Origin of the sequence: Longimycelium tulufanense, from assembly GCF_014645795.1 — a bacterium.
Lineage (GTDB): Bacteria > Actinomycetota > Actinomycetes > Mycobacteriales > Pseudonocardiaceae > Longimycelium > Longimycelium tulufanense.
In genome coordinates, this window is record NZ_BMMK01000006.1 from 42,841 (window position 1) to 59,300 (window position 16,460).

The 16,460-nt window shown below is 70.5% G+C and carries 17 protein-coding genes; 6 read left to right on the forward strand and 11 right to left on the reverse strand.

Translation table 11 applies throughout. The annotated features are described in order from the left end of the window. Positions 1–2: 2 nt before the first annotated feature. Complete coding sequence (locus IEY55_RS08565; protein ID WP_189055777.1) at positions 3–1,178, reverse strand: pyridoxal phosphate-dependent aminotransferase; 1,176 nt, start codon at positions 1,176–1,178, stop codon at positions 3–5. 223 nt (positions 1,179–1,401) lie between these two features. On the opposite strand from IEY55_RS08565, the gene mihF reads away from it, so the two are divergent. Further along, positions 1,402–1,713: an integration host factor, actinobacterial type gene (mihF, locus tag IEY55_RS08570; protein WP_189055779.1), complete on the forward strand. Its 312-nt coding sequence runs from the start codon at positions 1,402–1,404 to the stop codon at positions 1,711–1,713. Between the two features lie 439 nt (positions 1,714–2,152). Here mihF and IEY55_RS08575 read toward each other — a convergent pair whose 3' ends face one another. The 3 genes from IEY55_RS08575 to purD all read right to left on the reverse strand — a co-directional run bounded on the left by IEY55_RS08575 (position 2,153) and on the right by purD (position 5,185). After that, positions 2,153–3,319, reverse strand: coding sequence for a WXG100 family type VII secretion target (locus tag IEY55_RS08575; RefSeq protein ID WP_189055781.1), 1,167 nt, complete (start codon positions 3,317–3,319; stop codon positions 2,153–2,155). Positions 3,320–3,363: 44 nt separating this feature from the next. Beyond that, positions 3,364–3,672 carry a hypothetical protein gene (locus tag IEY55_RS08580; protein WP_189055783.1) on the reverse strand — a complete coding sequence of 103 codons (309 nt, stop codon included), beginning with the start codon at positions 3,670–3,672 and terminating at the stop codon, positions 3,364–3,366. 247 nt (positions 3,673–3,919) lie between these two features. Continuing rightward, on the reverse strand, positions 3,920–5,185 hold the full coding sequence (gene purD / locus IEY55_RS08585; RefSeq protein ID WP_189055785.1) for a phosphoribosylamine--glycine ligase: 1,266 nt from the start codon (positions 5,183–5,185) through the stop codon (positions 3,920–3,922). Positions 5,186–5,574: 389 nt separating this feature from the next. Here purD and IEY55_RS08590 point away from each other — a divergent pair, with 389 nt between their 5' ends. The 3 genes from IEY55_RS08590 (at position 5,575) to IEY55_RS08600 (ending at position 8,514) form a co-directional block, all read left to right on the forward strand. Then, entirely contained in the window at positions 5,575–6,660 is a 1,086-nt protein-coding gene (locus IEY55_RS08590; RefSeq protein ID WP_189056093.1) for a glycerophosphodiester phosphodiesterase, read from the forward strand. Positions 6,661–7,110: 450 nt separating this feature from the next. Next, complete coding sequence (trpC, locus tag IEY55_RS08595; protein WP_189056095.1) at positions 7,111–7,893, forward strand: indole-3-glycerol phosphate synthase TrpC; 783 nt, start codon at positions 7,111–7,113, stop codon at positions 7,891–7,893. A gap of 15 nt (positions 7,894–7,908) precedes the next feature. After that, positions 7,909–8,514: a phosphoribosylanthranilate isomerase gene (locus tag IEY55_RS08600; RefSeq protein WP_189055787.1), complete on the forward strand. Its 606-nt coding sequence runs from the start codon at positions 7,909–7,911 to the stop codon at positions 8,512–8,514. 82 nt (positions 8,515–8,596) lie between these two features. Here the strand turns inward: IEY55_RS08600 and IEY55_RS08605 are convergent, their stop codons facing one another. From IEY55_RS08605 to IEY55_RS08630, 7 genes are all read right to left on the reverse strand, one after another. After that, positions 8,597–9,250 (reverse strand): NADPH-dependent FMN reductase, encoded by a 654-nt coding sequence (locus IEY55_RS08605; RefSeq protein WP_189055789.1) that lies wholly within the window; start codon positions 9,248–9,250, stop codon positions 8,597–8,599. Next, entirely contained in the window at positions 9,247–10,383 is a 1,137-nt protein-coding gene (locus IEY55_RS08610) for an LLM class flavin-dependent oxidoreductase (RefSeq protein WP_189055791.1), read from the reverse strand. Before IEY55_RS08610 ends, IEY55_RS08605 begins: the two co-directional genes overlap by 4 nt. A gap of 29 nt (positions 10,384–10,412) precedes the next feature. Further along, complete coding sequence (locus tag IEY55_RS08615; RefSeq protein WP_229686190.1) at positions 10,413–11,423, reverse strand: ABC transporter substrate-binding protein; 1,011 nt, start codon at positions 11,421–11,423, stop codon at positions 10,413–10,415. After that, complete coding sequence (locus tag IEY55_RS08620) at positions 11,410–12,129, reverse strand: ABC transporter ATP-binding protein (protein WP_189055813.1); 720 nt, start codon at positions 12,127–12,129, stop codon at positions 11,410–11,412. Before IEY55_RS08620 ends, IEY55_RS08615 begins: the two co-directional genes overlap by 14 nt. After that, the gene (locus IEY55_RS08625) at positions 12,105–12,932 is read right to left on the reverse strand and encodes an ABC transporter permease (protein WP_229686191.1); all 828 of its coding nucleotides are present in this window, start codon (positions 12,930–12,932) and stop codon (positions 12,105–12,107) included. Before IEY55_RS08625 ends, IEY55_RS08620 begins: the two co-directional genes overlap by 25 nt. Before the next feature lie 122 nt (positions 12,933–13,054). After that, on the reverse strand, positions 13,055–13,354 hold the full coding sequence (locus tag IEY55_RS32945; RefSeq protein WP_373289986.1) for a putative leader peptide: 300 nt from the start codon (positions 13,352–13,354) through the stop codon (positions 13,055–13,057). A 179-nt stretch (positions 13,355–13,533) separates the two neighbouring features. After that, positions 13,534–14,820 carry an adenylosuccinate synthase gene (locus tag IEY55_RS08630; protein WP_189055815.1) on the reverse strand — a complete coding sequence of 429 codons (1,287 nt, stop codon included), beginning with the start codon at positions 14,818–14,820 and terminating at the stop codon, positions 13,534–13,536. Between the two features lie 64 nt (positions 14,821–14,884). Here IEY55_RS08630 and IEY55_RS08635 point away from each other — a divergent pair, with 64 nt between their 5' ends. Both IEY55_RS08635 and IEY55_RS08640 read left to right on the forward strand, forming a co-directional pair. After that, on the forward strand, positions 14,885–15,568 hold the full coding sequence (locus IEY55_RS08635) for a hypothetical protein (RefSeq protein WP_189055817.1): 684 nt from the start codon (positions 14,885–14,887) through the stop codon (positions 15,566–15,568). Positions 15,569–15,694: 126 nt separating this feature from the next. Continuing rightward, a complete protein-coding gene (locus tag IEY55_RS08640) occupies positions 15,695–16,333 on the forward strand; it encodes an HNH endonuclease family protein (protein WP_189055819.1) in 639 nt (212 codons plus the stop codon). The last annotated feature ends 127 nt before the right edge of the window (positions 16,334–16,460 follow it).

Consider the following 16,460-nt stretch of genomic DNA (forward strand, 5'->3'; position numbering starts at 1 on the left):
GATCAGTGCCCGCGCAGCCACGTGCGCATCCGGGCCAGTGCCTCGGCAACCTCCTCGGCGCTGCCGGCGAACGACATCCGGACGAAGCGATGGCCGTCGACGGGATCGAAGTCGATGCCGGGCACCACGGCCACCCCGGTGTCATCGAGCAGCTGGCGGCAGAAGGCCATTGAGTCGTCGGTGAGATGGGAGATGTCGGCGTAGGCGTAGAACGCGCCGTCGGCCGGCGCCAGCCGGGTGATCCCGAGATCGGCCAGCCCGGCCAGCAGCAGCTCCCGGTTGGCCCGGTAGCGGGCGACGTGCGCGTCGGCTTCCGCACAGGACTCCGGGGTGAACGCCGCGACCCCGGCGTGCTGGGCGAGGGTCGGCGGGCACAGCGTGAAGTTCCCGGTGAGGCTGTCGACCGCCCGCAGCAGCCGGCCGGGCACGAGCATCCATCCCAGCCGCCATCCGGTCATGGCGAAGTACTTGGAGAACGAGTTGACCACGATCGCCTCGCGCGTGGTCCGCCACGCGCAGGCGGTGGGCCGGCCGTAGCCGATGCCGTGGTAGATCTCGTCGCTGACCAGCTGGACGCCGTGCGCCTCGCACCAGCGCGCCAGCCCGGCCAGCTCGTCGGGGTCCAGCACGGTGCCGGTGGGGTTGGCGGGACTGGCCACGACCAGGCCCCTGATGGGGCGGTCCAGCTCCTCCAGCATCGCCACGGTCGGCTGGAAGCGGGTGTCCGGCCCGCACGGCAGCTCGACGACCTCGCAGCCCAGCGCGGTGAGGATGTTGCGGTAGGCGGGATAGCCGGGCCGAGCCACCGCGACCCGGTCTCCGGCGTCGAAGGCGGCCAGGAAGGCGAGCAGGAAGCCGCCCGAGGCGCCCGTGGTGATGACGACGTCGTCGGGCGTGGCGTCGACGTCGTAGCGGCGCGCGTAGTGGCCGGCGATGGCCGCACGCAGCTCCGGGATGCCGAGTTGCTCGGTGTAGCCGAGGTTCTGCCTGGTCAGGACCTCGAGGGCGGCCTCGCGCACCGGTCGGGGCGCCGGGCTTGCGGGCTGGCCGGCCGCCAGCCACACCACGTCCCCGCGCTCCCGCTGTCGCCGGGCCGCCGCGGAGACCACCTCCATGACGTGGAACGGCGGCACCGCCGCGCGCCGCGCCACACCCAGGGGGGACACCAGCTTGGACATGCCGTCAGCGTGCCAGACCCCCGCTCACTCGTTCCGGGCTGACAACCGGCGCGTCGCCGCTCGGTCGGGGGGCACGCCGGCCCGGAAGACAACGCCGGGTGGCCGGCCCACGGGTTCACCCAAGGTGCTGATCCTCGGGCCCAGTTCGGTGCAAACCGCCAGGTCCAGCGATGATGGCGAGCGTGCGAACGCGCACCAACCGTCCCCTGTGGAAGGAGGCGACGTGCCTCTCCCGTCGATGACTCCGGAACAGCGCAAGGCCGCGTTGGCGAAGGCAGCGGAGGCCCGCAAGGCCCGGACGCAGCTGCTGGAGAAGCTCCGCAGCGGCCAGATGAAGCTCTCGCAGGTCCTGGAGCGGGCCAAGAGTGACCCCGTCGTGGGCAAGACCAAGGTCTCCCAGTTGCTGCGTGCCGTTCCTGGGCTGGGCCCGGCGAAGGTCAACCATTTGATGGACGAGATCGGTATCGACGCCAACCGTCGCGCCGGTGGCCTCGGTGACCGGCAGCAGAAGGAGCTGGTCCAGAAGGTCGGGTGAGTCCACGCCCGGCCCGCCGCGGCCGCCGGCACGCACGGTCCGGACACAGTGGACCTTGCACGGGAGGTGCCGGCGGACGCACGGCGATGATCGTTATCCGCCTGCACGCCAGCAGGAAACGTTCCGCGATTTGGTCATGCGGCCCGTCGCGGCTTCGGCCGGCTCGCGGCTCGCCTCCCACGAGGCACGGCGAGTCACGGCCTGCCCGAGCTTCGGCGGTTTGCCGACCAGGTAGCCACATCGTTGGTCTGTCGCGGCTCTTCTCCCGCCGCACGGCGGATTTCCCGCCTCGGGACTTGGCTGGTCCTGGTGGAGCCGAAGGCAGTGGGCCGAAGCCGCTCACCCCTCGTCCCGTCGCCGACAGGCACGGGCCGGACAGCCGGGTGAGCAAAGGAAACGTGGGCCACGTCCCGGCGGTGGACGTGGCCCACGTGGCTTGTCAGTAGCCCCGGTAACCGGTTCCGGTCTTCATGCCGACCACACCGGGCACATTGGACACCGAGCCGTAGCGGTCGATTGCGTAGCGGACGCCGGCGATGATGTTGTCGACCGGGTTCCAGATGTCGCGGTGCCCATCGATCGCGTACGAGTTGAACGTCGGGTCGATGGTCTGCATCAGGCCCTTGGAGGGCGTTCCCGCGGCAGCATTGGAATCCCAGTTGTTGATCGCGTGCGGGTTACCGCCCGACTCGTGCTGGATGATCATCCAGATGTCGTTCGGGTTCATCTTCTCGACGGGATAACCCATCTGCTTGAGGATCTCGATCGCTTCCTGGATCCATTCGGCCACCTGCCCCTCGGGGGCCGGGCCACCGCCGGGCGGGGGTCCACCGCTGGCGCCGAGGCCGTCGCCCTCCCCGCCGCCGGGCATGCCCGAGAAACCGCCTCCGCCACCGGAGAAACCGGCTCCGCCACCACCCGCGCTGCCACCGATACTGGGACCACCGCTGCCCGCGCCGCCACCGGGCATGGACGCGGTGGGCGAGGTCTCCTGGGCGACGGGGCTCCACTCGATCTGGCGCCCCGGCGCGGGGGTGAACGGCTGCGTGTCGGGTGCCGGGAGCTCGGAGAATTTCGGCGACAGCCCCGATCCGAGTTCGGAGAGCCGTCCGGCCAGGCCCTTCAGCGCGTGTTCGGCCTCGTCGACCTTGGGCCGGGCCTCGGCCACCGCCTGCTCGACGAGCTGTCGGATGGCGTTTTCCCTTTCCTGGTCGGAAGAGTCCTCGCGTTGCTGTTTGGCCTTCTCCACGTCGGCGAGTAGGCGCTCGCAGATGTTGTCGACCGCGATCTCCGCGGCCTGCAGGGCCTCGGCGGCCCGTTCGAGGTTGCCGGCGCCGTCGTCCAGCGCGGTCCGCACGGCCGCCCCGGCCTGCCTGAACCTGCCCATGTAGGCGACGAAACCGTCCGCGGACTCGCCCTCCCACGCGCCGTCCAGCGCGGTCACCGACTTGTCCACCGTCGTGGTGGACTCGTCGCACCGTCCGGCCGCGGCCTTCCACTTGCGGGCGATGCCGCGGATCGCCTCCGGGTCACCGTCGACCTTGTCGGCCAGCTCGTACAACGCCTGTCCCCCGGGAAGACCGGCGACGGCATCCTTCGCGCTCAACGTCCCTACCCCTCGCTCAACCGCAAACCCTGGCGCGTACCCGGTCAGTGAACCGGGGTCATGCCGCGGACGGCCTCCTGCTCGACGTCCTGGACGCTCTGGTGCACCGCGTCCAGTGCACGCTCGATCTTGCCCAGCAGCGACTCCGCGGCACCGAACTCGGAACGCACGGTGCCGGTGAACTCGTCAACCGCGCCGGAGAAGGCCGCCGAGCTGTCGAGCTTGCCGAAGATCGTGGCGTCGCCGCCGCGCGCGGGGAAACCGTCACCGAGGGCACCGTACTGACCCGCCTGGCCACTCACCGTGGTGCGGCACTGGTCCAGCGCCTCGTTGTTGAACTGGCTGACCGTCACCTTGCCAACCCCCTTTGGCGATCTGCGACTCACAGTGTGACGCGTTGATCGCCCTCCCGGTTCCGTACCCGGATCCTGTGCCCCGAATGCCGCATTCGTCCAGGAAATGGTGACAACTGGGAGTGATCTTCAACTGATCGGGTAAGAGACGCCGAAACACGCCGGGACCAGCGTGTTGCAGCGCAATCCCAAATGCGCGCGGGTGCACCGGACGGGGTTCCCGCCGCCGTGGGGCAGGGGCGACGGCTCAGGCGTCGGCGGGGATGGCGACCTCGCCCTGCACCGCACGCAGCGCGATGTCGGTGCGGTGGTGCGAGCCGGTGAGGTGCACGCCGGCCACCCGCCGGTAGGCATCCTCGCGCGCGGCGTCGAGGTCCGGCCCGGTGCCGACCACCGACAGCACGCGGCCACCGGCGGACACCACCTCGCCGTCGTCGCGGCGCCTGGTGCCGGCGTGCAGCACGCCCTCGGCATCGGCACCACCGATGACGTCCCCGGTGCGGGGCCGCCCGGGATAGCCCTCCGCCGCGACGACCACGGTCACCGCGGCGCCCTCGGCCCACTCCAGCGGCGGGTGCTCGGCGAGGCGGCCGGTGGCGGCGGCCAGCAGCAGCCCGGCCATCGGGGTGCGCAGCAAAGCGAGCACGGCCTGCGTCTCGGGGTCGCCGAACCGGCAGTTGAACTCCACGACCTGCGGGCCGGCCGAGGTCAGCGCGAGGCCGGCGTAGAGCAGCCCGGTGAACGGGGTGCCGCGCCGGGCCAACTCGTCCACGGTCGGCTGGACGATGCGGGTGACGACGTCGTCGACCAGGTTCGGCGGTGCCCATGGCAGCGGGGCGTAGGCACCCATGCCGCCGGTGTTGGGGCCGGTGTCGCCGTCGCCGACGCGCTTGAAGTCCTGCGCGGGCAGCAGCGGCACCACGGTGTCGCCGTCGACCAGGCAGAACAGCGACGCCTCCGGACCGTCCAGGAAGGACTCCAGCAGCACCGGGTGCCCGTCGTCGAGCAGGTTCATCGCGTGCATCCGGGCCGCGTCCAGGTCGCTGGTGACGACCACGCCCTTGCCGGCGGCCAGCCCGTCGTCCTTGACCACGTAGGGGGCACCGAAGTGGGTCAGGGCGGCGTCGAGCCGGGCCGGGTTGTCCACGACCTCGCTGCGCGCGGTGGGCACGCCCGCGGCCGTCATGACGTCCTTGGCGAACGCCTTGGAGCCCTCGATCCGGGCGGCGTCGCGGGAGGGGCCGAAACACGGGATGCCGGCCGCGCACACGGCGTCGGCGGCACCGGCGACCAGCGGGACCTCCGGGCCGATCACGACCAGGTCGGCCTTCCAGCGCCGGGCCAGCGAGGCGACCGCCGCCGGGTCGCCCACCTCCAGCACGCTGGGCTCGGCGAGCGTGGCGGTCCCGGCGTTGCCGGGCGCGCACGCGAGCGCCGTCACCGCCGGGTCGCGGGAGAGCGCGAGGACGAGGGCATGCTCCCGGGCACCTGAGCCGATCACCAGCACACGCACGGGGGACCAGGGTAGAGGCTGCTCGGTGGGCCTTCCGGGTGACCCCTGTCCCAACTCGCCCACCGGCCGCGCCCGCATCGCCCCTACCGGGACCGTCCGCAACGAGCCGTGCACGCTCAACCACCCGGGCTCGCACCGCCGGGGGACCGCCGGCGCCACCGGCCGATCATCGACCCCCTTCTCGAACACTGTCCGTTCACTGCCCGGTGCGCTCATGTACCCCTTACGGTGGCCGACATGTCGCGATGCGCCGTCATGGTGTCCCGCGACCACGTGCCAGTCGACGAGGAGGTCCGTTGATGCGGAAGCCGCCGCGAGAGGCGTTCCGGAACAGACTCACGGCCCGGTTCGCCGGTGTCGCCGTGTCCGCCCTGGCCGTCCTGGGGCTCATGGGGGGCGTCGCGCTACCGTCGGCCGTTGCCGAGCCGAGCCAGCCCGCCGACGTCGCGGTGCAGGACCACCGCCCAGACCAGCCGTTGGTGATCGGGCACCGCGGTGCGCCGGGGTACCGGCCGGAGCACACGCTGGCCTCCTACGAGCTGGCCGCCCGGATGGGCGCCGACTACATCGAGCCGGACCTGGTGTCGACCAAGGACGGCGTGTTGGTGACGCGGCATGAGAACGAGATCGGCGGCACCACGGACGTGGCGAGCCGGCCGGAGTTCGCCGACCGCAAGACCACCAAGACGATCGATGGCGAGCAGCTGACCGGCTGGTTCACCGAGGACTTCACGCTCGCCGAGCTGAAGACGCTGCGGGCCAAGGAGCGCATCCCCGAGACGCGGCCGCACAACACGCTCTACGACGGCCGCTACGAGGTGCCGACGTTCCAGGAGGTCGTCGACCTCACCAAGCGGCTGGCTCGGGAGCTGCACCGCACGATCGGCATCTACGCCGAGACCAAGCACCCCACCTACTTCAAGAAGGCCGGCCTGGCGTTGGAGCCGAAGCTGGTCGAGGCGTTGACCCGCAACGGGTTGAACCGGCCGAACGCGCCCGTGTTCGTGCAGTCCTTCGAGGTTTCCAACCTCAAGGAGTTGAAGCGTCAGCTGCGGGTGCCGCTGGTACAGCTGGTGTGGACCGAGGGGCAACCCTACGACTTCGTCGAGTCGGGCGACCCACGGACCTATGCCGACCTGGTGACGCCGGAGGGGCTGCGGGAGATCGCCACCTACGCCAAGGGTGTCGGCCCGGAGAAGGGGATGATCATCCCACGGGACGAGAAGGGCTTCCTCACGGAGCCGACGACGCTGGTGTCCGACGCCCACGGCGCTGGCCTGGTCGTCCACCCGTACACCTTCCGCAACGAGAACACGTTCCTGCCGGCTGACTTCCGTTCGTCGGACAACCCGGCGGAGTACGGCCGGGCGTTCGACGAGTACGAGCTGTTCTTCAAGCAGGGCATCGATGGTCTGTTCAGTGACAACACGGACACGGCGGTCGCGGCCCGCAGCGAGGTGCTCGCACGACGCTGAACCGGTGAGGCGCGGCGGAGGAGTTCGCCTCGGCGGGAAAACCTCTGCGCTCGGGGATGTCGAGGCTCTCGAGGGCACCAGCGGCTCATCGAGGACGACAGGACCAGGTTCTCGCAGCAGGCATCCGGGCCGCCGCATCGCCGCGCGAGGGGCCGGTAAGTTCATCCACCGGCCCCTCGCCCTCTCTTGCCCCACTGCCCGGCTCCATTCGGTTGCCGGCCTTGTTCGGGCGGCTCGCACCTACCGAGCCCGGACCGGCATTGCCTGCTCACAAGCGTCGTCTGGACCGGAACAGGTCGCCCGCGTTCACGGCCCGAGCACCACCGACGGTGGCACGGCGTTTCGAGACAACCACATTCATCGCCGTGGCCAATATTTACGCCGTTTTATACCGCGTCGTTCTTATTCCGCTGATTGCCAGACGTTTGGCACGGATGAATGATGAGCGGCATGGCCACGGTGCTTGATGAGATTCTGCTCGGCGTCCGGGAGGACCTCGAACGCCGGGAGTCGGCGGTGCCGTTGAAGGACGTGCAGCGTCGGGCGCGTTCCGTTCCCGCCGCGCTCGACCCGCTGCTCGCGTTCCGCGGGGACGGTATCTCGATCATCGCCGAGGTCAAGCGGCGCAGCCCGAGTAAGGGACCGTTGGCCGACATCCCGGATCCGGCCGTCTTGGCCCGTGCCTATGCGGCGGGCGGCGCGTCGGCGATCAGCGTTCTGACCGAGGAGCGCAGGTTCAGCGGTTCACTCGCGGATCTGGACGCCGTACGGGCCGCGGTGGACATTCCCGTACTGCGCAAGGATTTCATCGTGACGCCCTACCAGGTCTGGGAAGCCAGGGCGCACGGTGCCGACCTGGTGCTGCTCATGGTGGTATCGCTGGAGCAGGCGGAGCTGGTGGAGCTGATCAAGCTGAGCGAGGAGCTCGGCATGACGCCACTGGTCGAGTGCCACACCGAGGAGGAGGTGCGGCGTGCGGTGGCGGCGGACGCCCGGCTGCTGGGCATCAACGCACGCGACCTCACGACGCTGGAGGTCGACAGGTCGGTCTTCCCGCGATTGGCACCCGTCGTCCCGCCCGGGGTGATCACGGTTGCCGAGTCCGGCGTCCGTGGCCCGGAGGATGTCGCGTACTACCGCCAGACGGGCGCCGATGTCGTCCTCGTCGGCGAAGCACTGGTACGTGATGGCGACCCGCGATCGGCGATCGCGGATTTTCGCGCGGCGTCGTGACCGGGGGTTGAGATCGTGTTCGTCAAGATCTGTGGCGTGCGCACCGCGACCGATGTGGCCGCCGTCGTGGAGTCAGGTGCCGACGCCGTCGGTTTCGTGCTCACCGAGAGTCCTCGGCAGGTCACGGCGGAGCAGGCCCGCGAGTTGGCCGCAGAGCTCCCGCCGGACGTGCTGAGTGTCGGTGTGTGTCGCGGGGTTCCGGTGGACTGGGTCAGGACCACCGTGATGGCCGCCGGCCTGCATGCCATCCAACTGCACGGGGATTACTCGCCGGCGGACTTCGCCGCCTGCGCCGACCTCCCGGTCCGCCTCATCCGGGGCGTGGCCGGCCACTCGACCGCCGACCACTACTGCGGCAGCCACGGCGAGGAGATCCTGCTTCTGGACGCTCCCGCGCCCGGTTCGGGAAAGCCCTGGGACTGGACGAACCTCGCGGCAGAGCCACCCCTGGGGCAGTGGATGCTTGCCGGCGGGCTGCACCCGGGGAATGTCGCGGAGGCGATCAGCATGATCCGTCCCTGGGGTGTGGACGTGTCGAGCGGTGTGGAGACGAGTCGTGGCGTCAAGGATCCCGCGCTGATCGTGGACTTTGTCCGGGCGGCACGCGAAGCCTCTCGATGATGTCCCCGGCGCACGGAAGAACGGTGTCGTCGGCCAGCACACCGGATTGACCGGCGGCACCCCAGGGCCTCGTGCGCGGCAGTCAGACGCCCCAGCTCGCGCGGGCCGCGGCAATCGCACGGACCGGTACCTCGTCGCGGAAGCCGAGCCAGCGACGCGCGTCGACCAGCCCGACCAGGTCTGCCGCAGCACCGCTGAGCCAGCGCTCGATCACCGCCCGGAACGCCCCACTATCCACATCGGACTCCAGCAGGGGCAGCCCACGGCCGGGAACGGTGGCGCCCAGTTCCGCCAGCAGTGGCCGGAGGTGCACCTCGACCGCGAGCGCGTGGGCCGGGGTGGCCCCGACCATCAGCGGCACCGCGATGGTCGAGCTGAGCAACCCCCGCGGCGCGTGGTCGAGCAATGCCTTGAGCAGCCCGCTGTAGCTGGCCTTGCGGGTCGGCGAGGCGACCACGAGCACGTCGGAGAGTGCCAGGGACTCCAACACGTCCGCGATGCACTCGGCCTGGCCGGGGTCGAACACGCGGTGTGCGATGTCCGCGGCGTCCACCACCTGACCGGCGACGGCCGGCCGCCCGGCCGCGACGAGCGTCGCGACCAGGCGCTCCTGCACCACAGTTGCCGCCCGGAGCGTGCGCGAGCGCGGGTTGGGGTGGCCGGCAAGCGCTGCGACGGCGAGCGGCCATTGCGCACGCTCGGCCAAAACGCCGTTCCCACCGTTGGCGGTGCTCATGCCGACACCCGCAGCGTGGCCGGGTTCTCGTCGAGCAGGCCGCGCCGGGCCAGCTCGGGCCGCACGCCCTCACCGAACCAGTACGCCTCCTCCAGGTGCGGGTAGCCGGAGAGGATGAACTCGTCGATACCGAGCTCGTGGTACTCCTCGATCCGGTCGGCGACCTCGGTGTGGCTGCCCACCAGCGCCGTGCCGGCACCACCGCGCACCAGCCCGATCCCGGCCCACAGGTTGGGCGAGACCTCCAGGGCGTCGTGGGTGCCGCGCCGCCGGTAGTCCTCGTGCAGCGCCAGCATCCGTTGCTGGCCGACCGAGTCGCTTGTCGAGAGCTGTTGCTGGGCCCGCGCCACCGTGGCCGGGTCGAGCGCGTCCAGCAGCCTCCGCGCCTCCGCCCAGGCGTCTTCGGCGCGGTCCCGGCTGATCACGTGTAGCCGGATGCCGAAGCGCAGTCGCCGGCCCTCCTCGTCGGCGAGCTTGCGCACCTTGGTGATCTTCTCGGCGACGAGCTGGGGCGGCTCGCCCCAGGTCAGGTAGACGTCCGCGCGGCGGGCGGCGACGGGCAGCGCGGCCGGGGAGGAGCCGCCGAAGTACAACGCGGGCAGCGGGTCCGGCGGGGCGAGCAGGGTCGCGCCGCTGACGCGGTAGTGCTCGCCGGCGAAGTCGACCGGGCTGCCGGAGAAGACCCGCCGGACGATCGCCAGGAACTCGTCGGTACGGGAGTAGCGCTGGTCGTGATCGAGCCAGTCGCCGAACCTGCGCTGCTCGACCGCGTCCCCGCCGGTCACCACGTTCAGGAGCAGGCGCCCGCGGGAGAGCCGCTGGTAGGTGGCGGCCATCTGGGCGGCCAGCGTCGGGGAGAGCACGCCGGGCCGGAAGGCCACCAGGAACCGCAGCCGCTCGGTTTCCCGAAGCAACGCGGCCGTGGCCAGCCAGGCGTCCTCACACCAGGTTCCGGTCGGGGTCAGCACGCCGGTGAAGCCGAGGTGCTCGGCGGCACGGGCGATCTGCGCGAGGTAGTCGAGATCCGGTTCGCGGAGTGCGGCGGTTCCGGCCTCGGCCGAGGAATGGAACCGGTCCAGCACGGTTCGACCGTCGCCGGCGGTGGGTAGAAACCAATGCAGCACAATGCTCATTGCGTTCTCCACTGTGGACTGTCGAGGGACTATGGGCGGACGGCGGCGAGTACGTCGTTGTTGTGTCTGGTGTCGACGAAGTCGGCGAAGGTGACGCGGTCGGGGAGCAGGCCGGCTTCGAAGAACGCGTCGGCGATTCGCTGTTCGCTGTCGGCGACGCGCTGGTCGAGCGAGGTCGCCAGGTCGACGCCTCGGTCCACCGCTGCCTTGGTCACGCTGCGCTGGAGGCCCGTCTCGGTCGACCACACGTCGGCCCGCTGCTCGGGGTGGAGCGCAGACCAGGCCATGGCCCTGGCGAGGCGTACCAGGTAGTCGCGGATCGCCGTGTTGCGCCCGGGGTCGGCGAGCGCGGCCAGGCCCGCGACCTGGAAGCTCAGCCCGTTGGTCAGGCCACGTCCGTCGACCAGCGTGCGGGCACGGGTGGTCTGCAGTGCCTGGGAGGTGTAGGGCTCCCAGATCGCCCAGGCATCCACCCGATGCTGGCTGAACGCCGCGTACGCCTCGGCAGGTGTCAGGTACGCGATCGTGACGTCCCGGGGCCTCAGGCCGGCGCGGCGCAGTGCCGCGAGCAGCACGCCATGCGACGAGCTGCCCTTGGCGACCGCGATGGTGCGGCCACGGAGATCGGCGAGCCGGTGGAGTGGGGAGTCGGCGGGCACCAGGAGGGAATCGCCGGTCTGATCACCCTGGGCAGCGGCCACCACCGAGACCTTGGCGTTCGCGGCCGCGGCGAAGATCGGGGGCGTGTTGCCGACGCCCCCGATGTCGACGGCTCCGGCCGAGGCGGCCTCCAGCAGGGGCGGGCCGGAGGTGAAGGTGGACCACTCGATCCGGTACGGCACGTCCCGCAACAGGTCCGCTGCGGCCAGCAGGGACTTCGAGCCGCCCTTCTGGTCTCCCACCCGCAACACCACGTTCTTCAGCTCGGCTTGGCCGACGGGGGCGGGGACCGGGGCCTTCCGTGCCGTGGGAGCCGCCGGGCAGCCCGTGAGAAGCGCCAGCAGCGCAAGGAGGATCAGCATCGAGCTAGGCCGCGTCACTCGCGTTCACCCCCAGATCACCCAGGATGCGTTGCCGTAGCTCGGCGAACTCCACGCGACGGCGTGGGCGCGGCTCGCTGATCCGGTACTCGGCCGCGATCCGCCCACCGCCGAGGACCAGGACCCGGTCGGCGAGGAGCAGGGCCTCGTCGACGTCGTGGGTCACCAGCAGGACGGCGGGCGAATGCCGTTGCCACAACTCGGACACCAGCCGGTGCATGACGAGCCTGGTCAGCGCGTCCAAGGCGCTGAACGGTTCGTCGAGCAGGAGAAGGTCGGGCTCGCGCACCAGGGCCCGGGCCAGCGACACGCGCTGTGCCTCGCCGCCGGAGAGGGTCGACGGCCAGGAGTTGAGGTGGTGATCGAGGCGAACCTCCGCCAGCGCCTGGCGGGCGGCCTCGCGCGGGTCGGTCCGGCGCAGGCCCAGCGCGATGTTCTCGCCGACCCGCCGCCACGGCAGCAGGCGGGGGTCCTGAAACGCCACGGACACCCGGCCGGGTACGGTCAGCTCGCCGTCGAAGTCGTTGTCGAGGCCGGCCAGCAGGCGCAGCAGGGTGGACTTGCCTGAGCCGCTGGGGCCGAGGAGGGCGACGAACTCGCCGGCGCCCAGGGTGAGGTCGATGCCGTCGAGCACGCGGCGGCCGTCGAACGTCTTCCCCACGCCGCGCAGGCGTGCCGCGGTCAGCTCCCGGTCGTGGTCCGCCACCGGAGAACCCTCCTTTCCAGCAGTCTCACCAGCGCGTCGGTGGCCAGCCCGAGCAGCGCGTAGACCAGTAGGCCGACCACGATGACGTCGGTGCGCAGGAAGTCGCGGGCGTTGTTGATCAAAAAGCCGAGGCCGGAGTCGGCATTGACCTGCTCGCCGATGATCAGCGACAGCCAGGCCGCGGCAAGGCCCTGCCGCAGCCCGATCAACGCCTGTGGCGCCGCGGAGGGCAGCACCACGTGCCGCAGCCGTTCCCAGCGGGTGAAACCGAGCACCTTGGCGGCGTCGAGAAGGCGGGGGTCCACACCCCGGACCGCGGCGTGCACGTTGAGGTAGAGCGGAAACGCGACACCGAGCGCGACCAGCGCGATCTTCGGTGCTTCGCCGATGCCGAACCACAGGATCAGCAGCGGGATGAGGCCGAGGAACGGCAGCGCCCGAAACATCTGCACCGGTGGGTCGACGAGGGCGTCTCCCCACCGGGACAGGCCGGCGATCAGCGCGAGCAGCACACCGAGTGCGGCGCCCACGGCGAGACCGGCCACGACGCGGCCGATCGACACCTGGAACGCCTCCAGCAGCTGGCCGTTGGCGATGAGTTCACCCGCCGAACGCGCGATGGTCAGTGGGGCGGCCAGCTTGTCCTCGGGCATTACCCCGGTGCCGCTGGTCACCTGCCACAGCACGAGCAGCAGCACCGGGCTGAGCCATCGGCGTGGGGCGGGGATGCGGAAGCGACGAGTGGTGCGGGACTCGGTGGCCGTTTCCGCACGCGTGAGGGTGCCGGCCGTCGGGAGTGACACGAATTGTCTCCACGAGTCGGAAGGTCGAATCACGGGAACCGTCGAGACCACAGTCGATTGGTGGTCACCGGCGCGGGAGAAGGGTCAGCGGGGGGCGGCGATTCGCGGTGCCGATGACGGACTCAGTGCGCGCGACAGATGGCGCTGGCCTGCCGCCGCAGGTCGACGTGCAGGCGCGCCACCAGAAAATCGCGCTCGGTCACGAGTCGATCGTCTCGGCGTCCCAGGGGCTTGTCAACAAGTGGCCACCCGGTCTCACGGATCGGAACAATCGGGTGGCGACATTCACCGGTCGCCGAGATATCGAGCGAGAACCGGTTCGCCCGCGGGCGGAACGTGCCTGAGAGTGGAATTGTCCGATATCGAACTGGGCATGGCCGGTCACGACAAGCTCGGCAGGACCACGCGATCTTGCCAATCATCAGGCCCTGCGGCCCCGACGTCGACGGGTTGGTTGGCGGCCGTGATCCCGCCAACCAACCTGCTCGGGCAACCTGTTCCTCATCCACCACCTCGACCTCGGTGGTGTGTCGGCGGTTCGCGCCATGACAGACGCGCTACGTCAGCAGACCGTGCGAACAACCGGTGACGCTGGTACGGCTCAGGCGAACTCGTGCCGGACGATCGTCTGCTCGCGGCCCGGACCGACGCCGATGGCCGAGATCCGGGCACCGATGAGCTCCTCCAACCGCTCCACATAGGCGCGCGCGTTCGCCGGCAGGTCCTCGAAGGTGCGGCAGTGGCTGATGTCCTCCCACCAGCCCGGCAGCTCCTCGTAGATCGGCTTGGCGTGGTGCACGTCGGTCTGTGTCATCGGCATCTCGTCGACGCGCTGCCCGTCCACCTCGTACGCCACGCACACCGGCACCTTCTCCATACCGGACAACACGTCCAGCTTGGTGAGGAAGTAGTCGGTGACGCCGTTGACGCGGGAGGCGTAGCGGCCGATGACCGCGTCGAACCAGCCCGTCCGGCGCGAACGGCCGGTGGTGACGCCGAACTCGCCGCCCTGCTTGCGCAACCGCTCGCCCCACTCGTCGTGCAGCTCGGTGGGGAACGGTCCGGAACCGACACGGGTCGTGTACGCCTTGAGGATGCCCAGCACCGTGGTGATCCGCTTCGGGCCCAGACCCGCGCCGGTGCAGGCGCCGCCCGAGGTCGGGTTCGAGGACGTCACGAACGGGTAGGTGCCGTGGTCGACGTCCAGCAGCGTGCCCTGGGAGCCCTCCAGCAGCACGGTCTCGCCGCGGTCCAGGGCCTGGTTGAGCAGCAGCCGAGCGTCGGCGATGCGGTGCCGGAAGTGCTCGCCCTGCTCCAGGACGCTGTCCACCACCTGGTTCGGGTCGAGCGCGCGCCGGTTGTAGACCTTGACCAGCACCTGGTTCTTGAACTCCAGGGCGGCCTCGACCTTCTGCCGCAGGATCTTCTCGTCCAGCAGGTCCTGCACGCGCACGCCGACGCGGGCGATCTTGTCCTGGTAGCAGGGGCCGATACCGCGGCCGGTGGTACCGATCTTGGCCTTGCCCAGGTAGCGCTCGGTGACCTTATCGATCGCCACGTGGTAGGGCATGATCAGGTGCGCGTCGGCCGAGACCAGCAGGCGCGAGGTGTCCACCCCGCGTTCCTCCAGGCCGGCGAGCTCCTCCAGCAGCACGCCCGGATCGATGACCACGCCGTTGCCGATCACGTTGGTGACGCCCGGCGTGAGGATGCCGGACGGGATGAGGTGCAGGGCGAAGTCCTGCCCGTCGGGCAACACCACGGTGTGCCCGGCGTTGTTGCCACCCTGGTAACGCACGACCCACTGGACCCGCTCGCCGAGCAGATCGGTGGCCTTGCCCTTGCCCTCGTCGCCCCACTGGGCGCCGATGAGGACGATCGCCGGCATGTGAAACTCCAAGTCGGACTCGACGAGCGATGCCGGTGGATGAGGGTAAACCAGGAGCCAGACGATGGATGTGGTCGCACTCTCCTGCGGAACGGCGTCACAGCACGGACCGTGGGCGGCACTGACGCTGCGTGACTTCATGCCGGTGCACGAGGTGCCGGCGACCCCGGACCGCGCGGCCGTGGACCCGGTCCTGCGGGAGCTGGGCGGGCGCCGGCTGGTGGTGGTCGGCACCGACGCGGACCTGGCCGCCGTCGTGCTGCGACTGCTGCGGACCGAGCGGCTGGCCGAGGTGGTCGTCGGTTACCTGCCGACGGATCGGTCCTCGGAGGTGGCCGGGCTGTGGAGCCTGCCGGCCGAGCCCGGCGAGGCGGTGGCCGTGGCGTTGGCGGGCGAGCCGGACCAGGTGCCGCTGATCCGGGACGACACCGGTGGGGTGCTCGTGGGACTGGGCGTGCTGAGCCCGATCCGGGGCGTGGCCTACTGCGATGACGAGCGGGTGCTGCGTGGTCAGGCGTCGCGGCTGGAGGTGACGCCGGACCCCGAGCGGGGTGCCGGCCTGGTCGTGCGGGTCGTGCACCGGTGGCTGTTGGGTAAGCGGGTGTCGACGACGACGGGGCGTGCCGTGCAGATCGGGTGCGTCCCGGCGCGGGTGGTCAAGGACGGTGTGTCGCACCCGCGGCTGATGGACAAGTGGACCTGGTACCGGCACACCGAGGACCTGCGGCTGGCGCGCGGCGCCGGGTGACCGAAGAACGCAGGGTTCCCGATCCGGACATGGACACGTCACTCTTCTGAATCACAGCCGCCATTCGCACGGGTGACTGTCTTCTCACCCTGTGTAGGAGGCCATCACGATTCTGGGGAGGTCCGGATGGCGTTCCAGCAAGTCTTACGTGCTCTGCTCGCGGTACCCCTGCTCTCGGCCGCCGTCGCGCTCGCGCAGCCGAGCGAGGCCACTGCGGCACCGCCCAATATTCCGAGCGCGGCCACGGCCAGGAGTGAGCTGGCGTCCCTGCGGGTTGCCGCGCCGGGCTCGATGACCGGGTACTCGCGGGACAAGTTCCCGCACTGGATCACGGTTTCCGGTGCCTGCAACACCCGGGAGACCGTGCTGAAGCGCGACGGGACCAACGTGCGGACCGACTCGGAGTGCCGCGCGGTGTCGGGTCGCTGGTACAGCGCGTACGACGGTTCGACGCAGACCTCGGCATCGGAAATTGACATCGACCATGTGATTCCGCTGGCGAACGCCTGGCGTTCCGGGGCGTCGTCGTGGACGACCGCGAAGCGGCGGGACTTCGCCAACGATCTGGACGACCCGCAGCTGATTGCGGTGAAGGACACGGTCAACCGGGCGAAGGGCGACCAGTCGCCGGACCAGTGGAAGCCGCCGCTGACGTCCTACTGGTGTACCTACGCGCGGATGTGGGTGCACGTGAAGCACCAGTACTCGTTGACGATCACGTCCAGTGAGAAGGGTGCGCTCTCGGACATGCTCGGCCGGTGCTGAACTGGCTTTCCCTGGCGCGTGGGCCGTTTGGCGTCTTCGGGCGTGGGCGGCCCACGCGTTTGGCTTTGTTGGCGTGGTTCGGCGGAGAGCACCGGGACGCGTCGTGGCGCGAGGGGGCGGCCCCTCG

Bases quoted from the DNA above. Each gene is read 5' to 3' on its own strand.
- IEY55_RS08565 (WP_189055777.1), bottom strand. From the start codon at position 1,178: ATGTCCAAGCTGGTGTCCCCCCTGGGTGTGGCGCGGCGCGCGGCGGTG.
- IEY55_RS08590 (WP_189056093.1), top strand. From the start codon at position 5,575: ATGGGGGGCGTCGCGCTACCGTCGGCCGTTGCCGAGCCGAGCCAGCCC.
- trpC (WP_189056095.1), top strand. From the start codon at position 7,111: ATGGCCACGGTGCTTGATGAGATTCTGCTCGGCGTCCGGGAGGACCTC.
- IEY55_RS08605 (WP_189055789.1), bottom strand. From the start codon at position 9,250: ATGAGCACCGCCAACGGTGGGAACGGCGTTTTGGCCGAGCGTGCGCAA.
- IEY55_RS08610 (WP_189055791.1), bottom strand. From the start codon at position 10,383: ATGAGCATTGTGCTGCATTGGTTTCTACCCACCGCCGGCGACGGTCGA.
- IEY55_RS32945 (WP_373289986.1), bottom strand. From the start codon at position 13,354: ATGATTGGCAAGATCGCGTGGTCCTGCCGAGCTTGTCGTGACCGGCCA.
- IEY55_RS08630 (WP_189055815.1), bottom strand. From the start codon at position 14,820: ATGCCGGCGATCGTCCTCATCGGCGCCCAGTGGGGCGACGAGGGCAAG.
- IEY55_RS08635 (WP_189055817.1), top strand. From the start codon at position 14,885: ATGGATGTGGTCGCACTCTCCTGCGGAACGGCGTCACAGCACGGACCG.
- IEY55_RS08640 (WP_189055819.1), top strand. From the start codon at position 15,695: ATGGCGTTCCAGCAAGTCTTACGTGCTCTGCTCGCGGTACCCCTGCTC.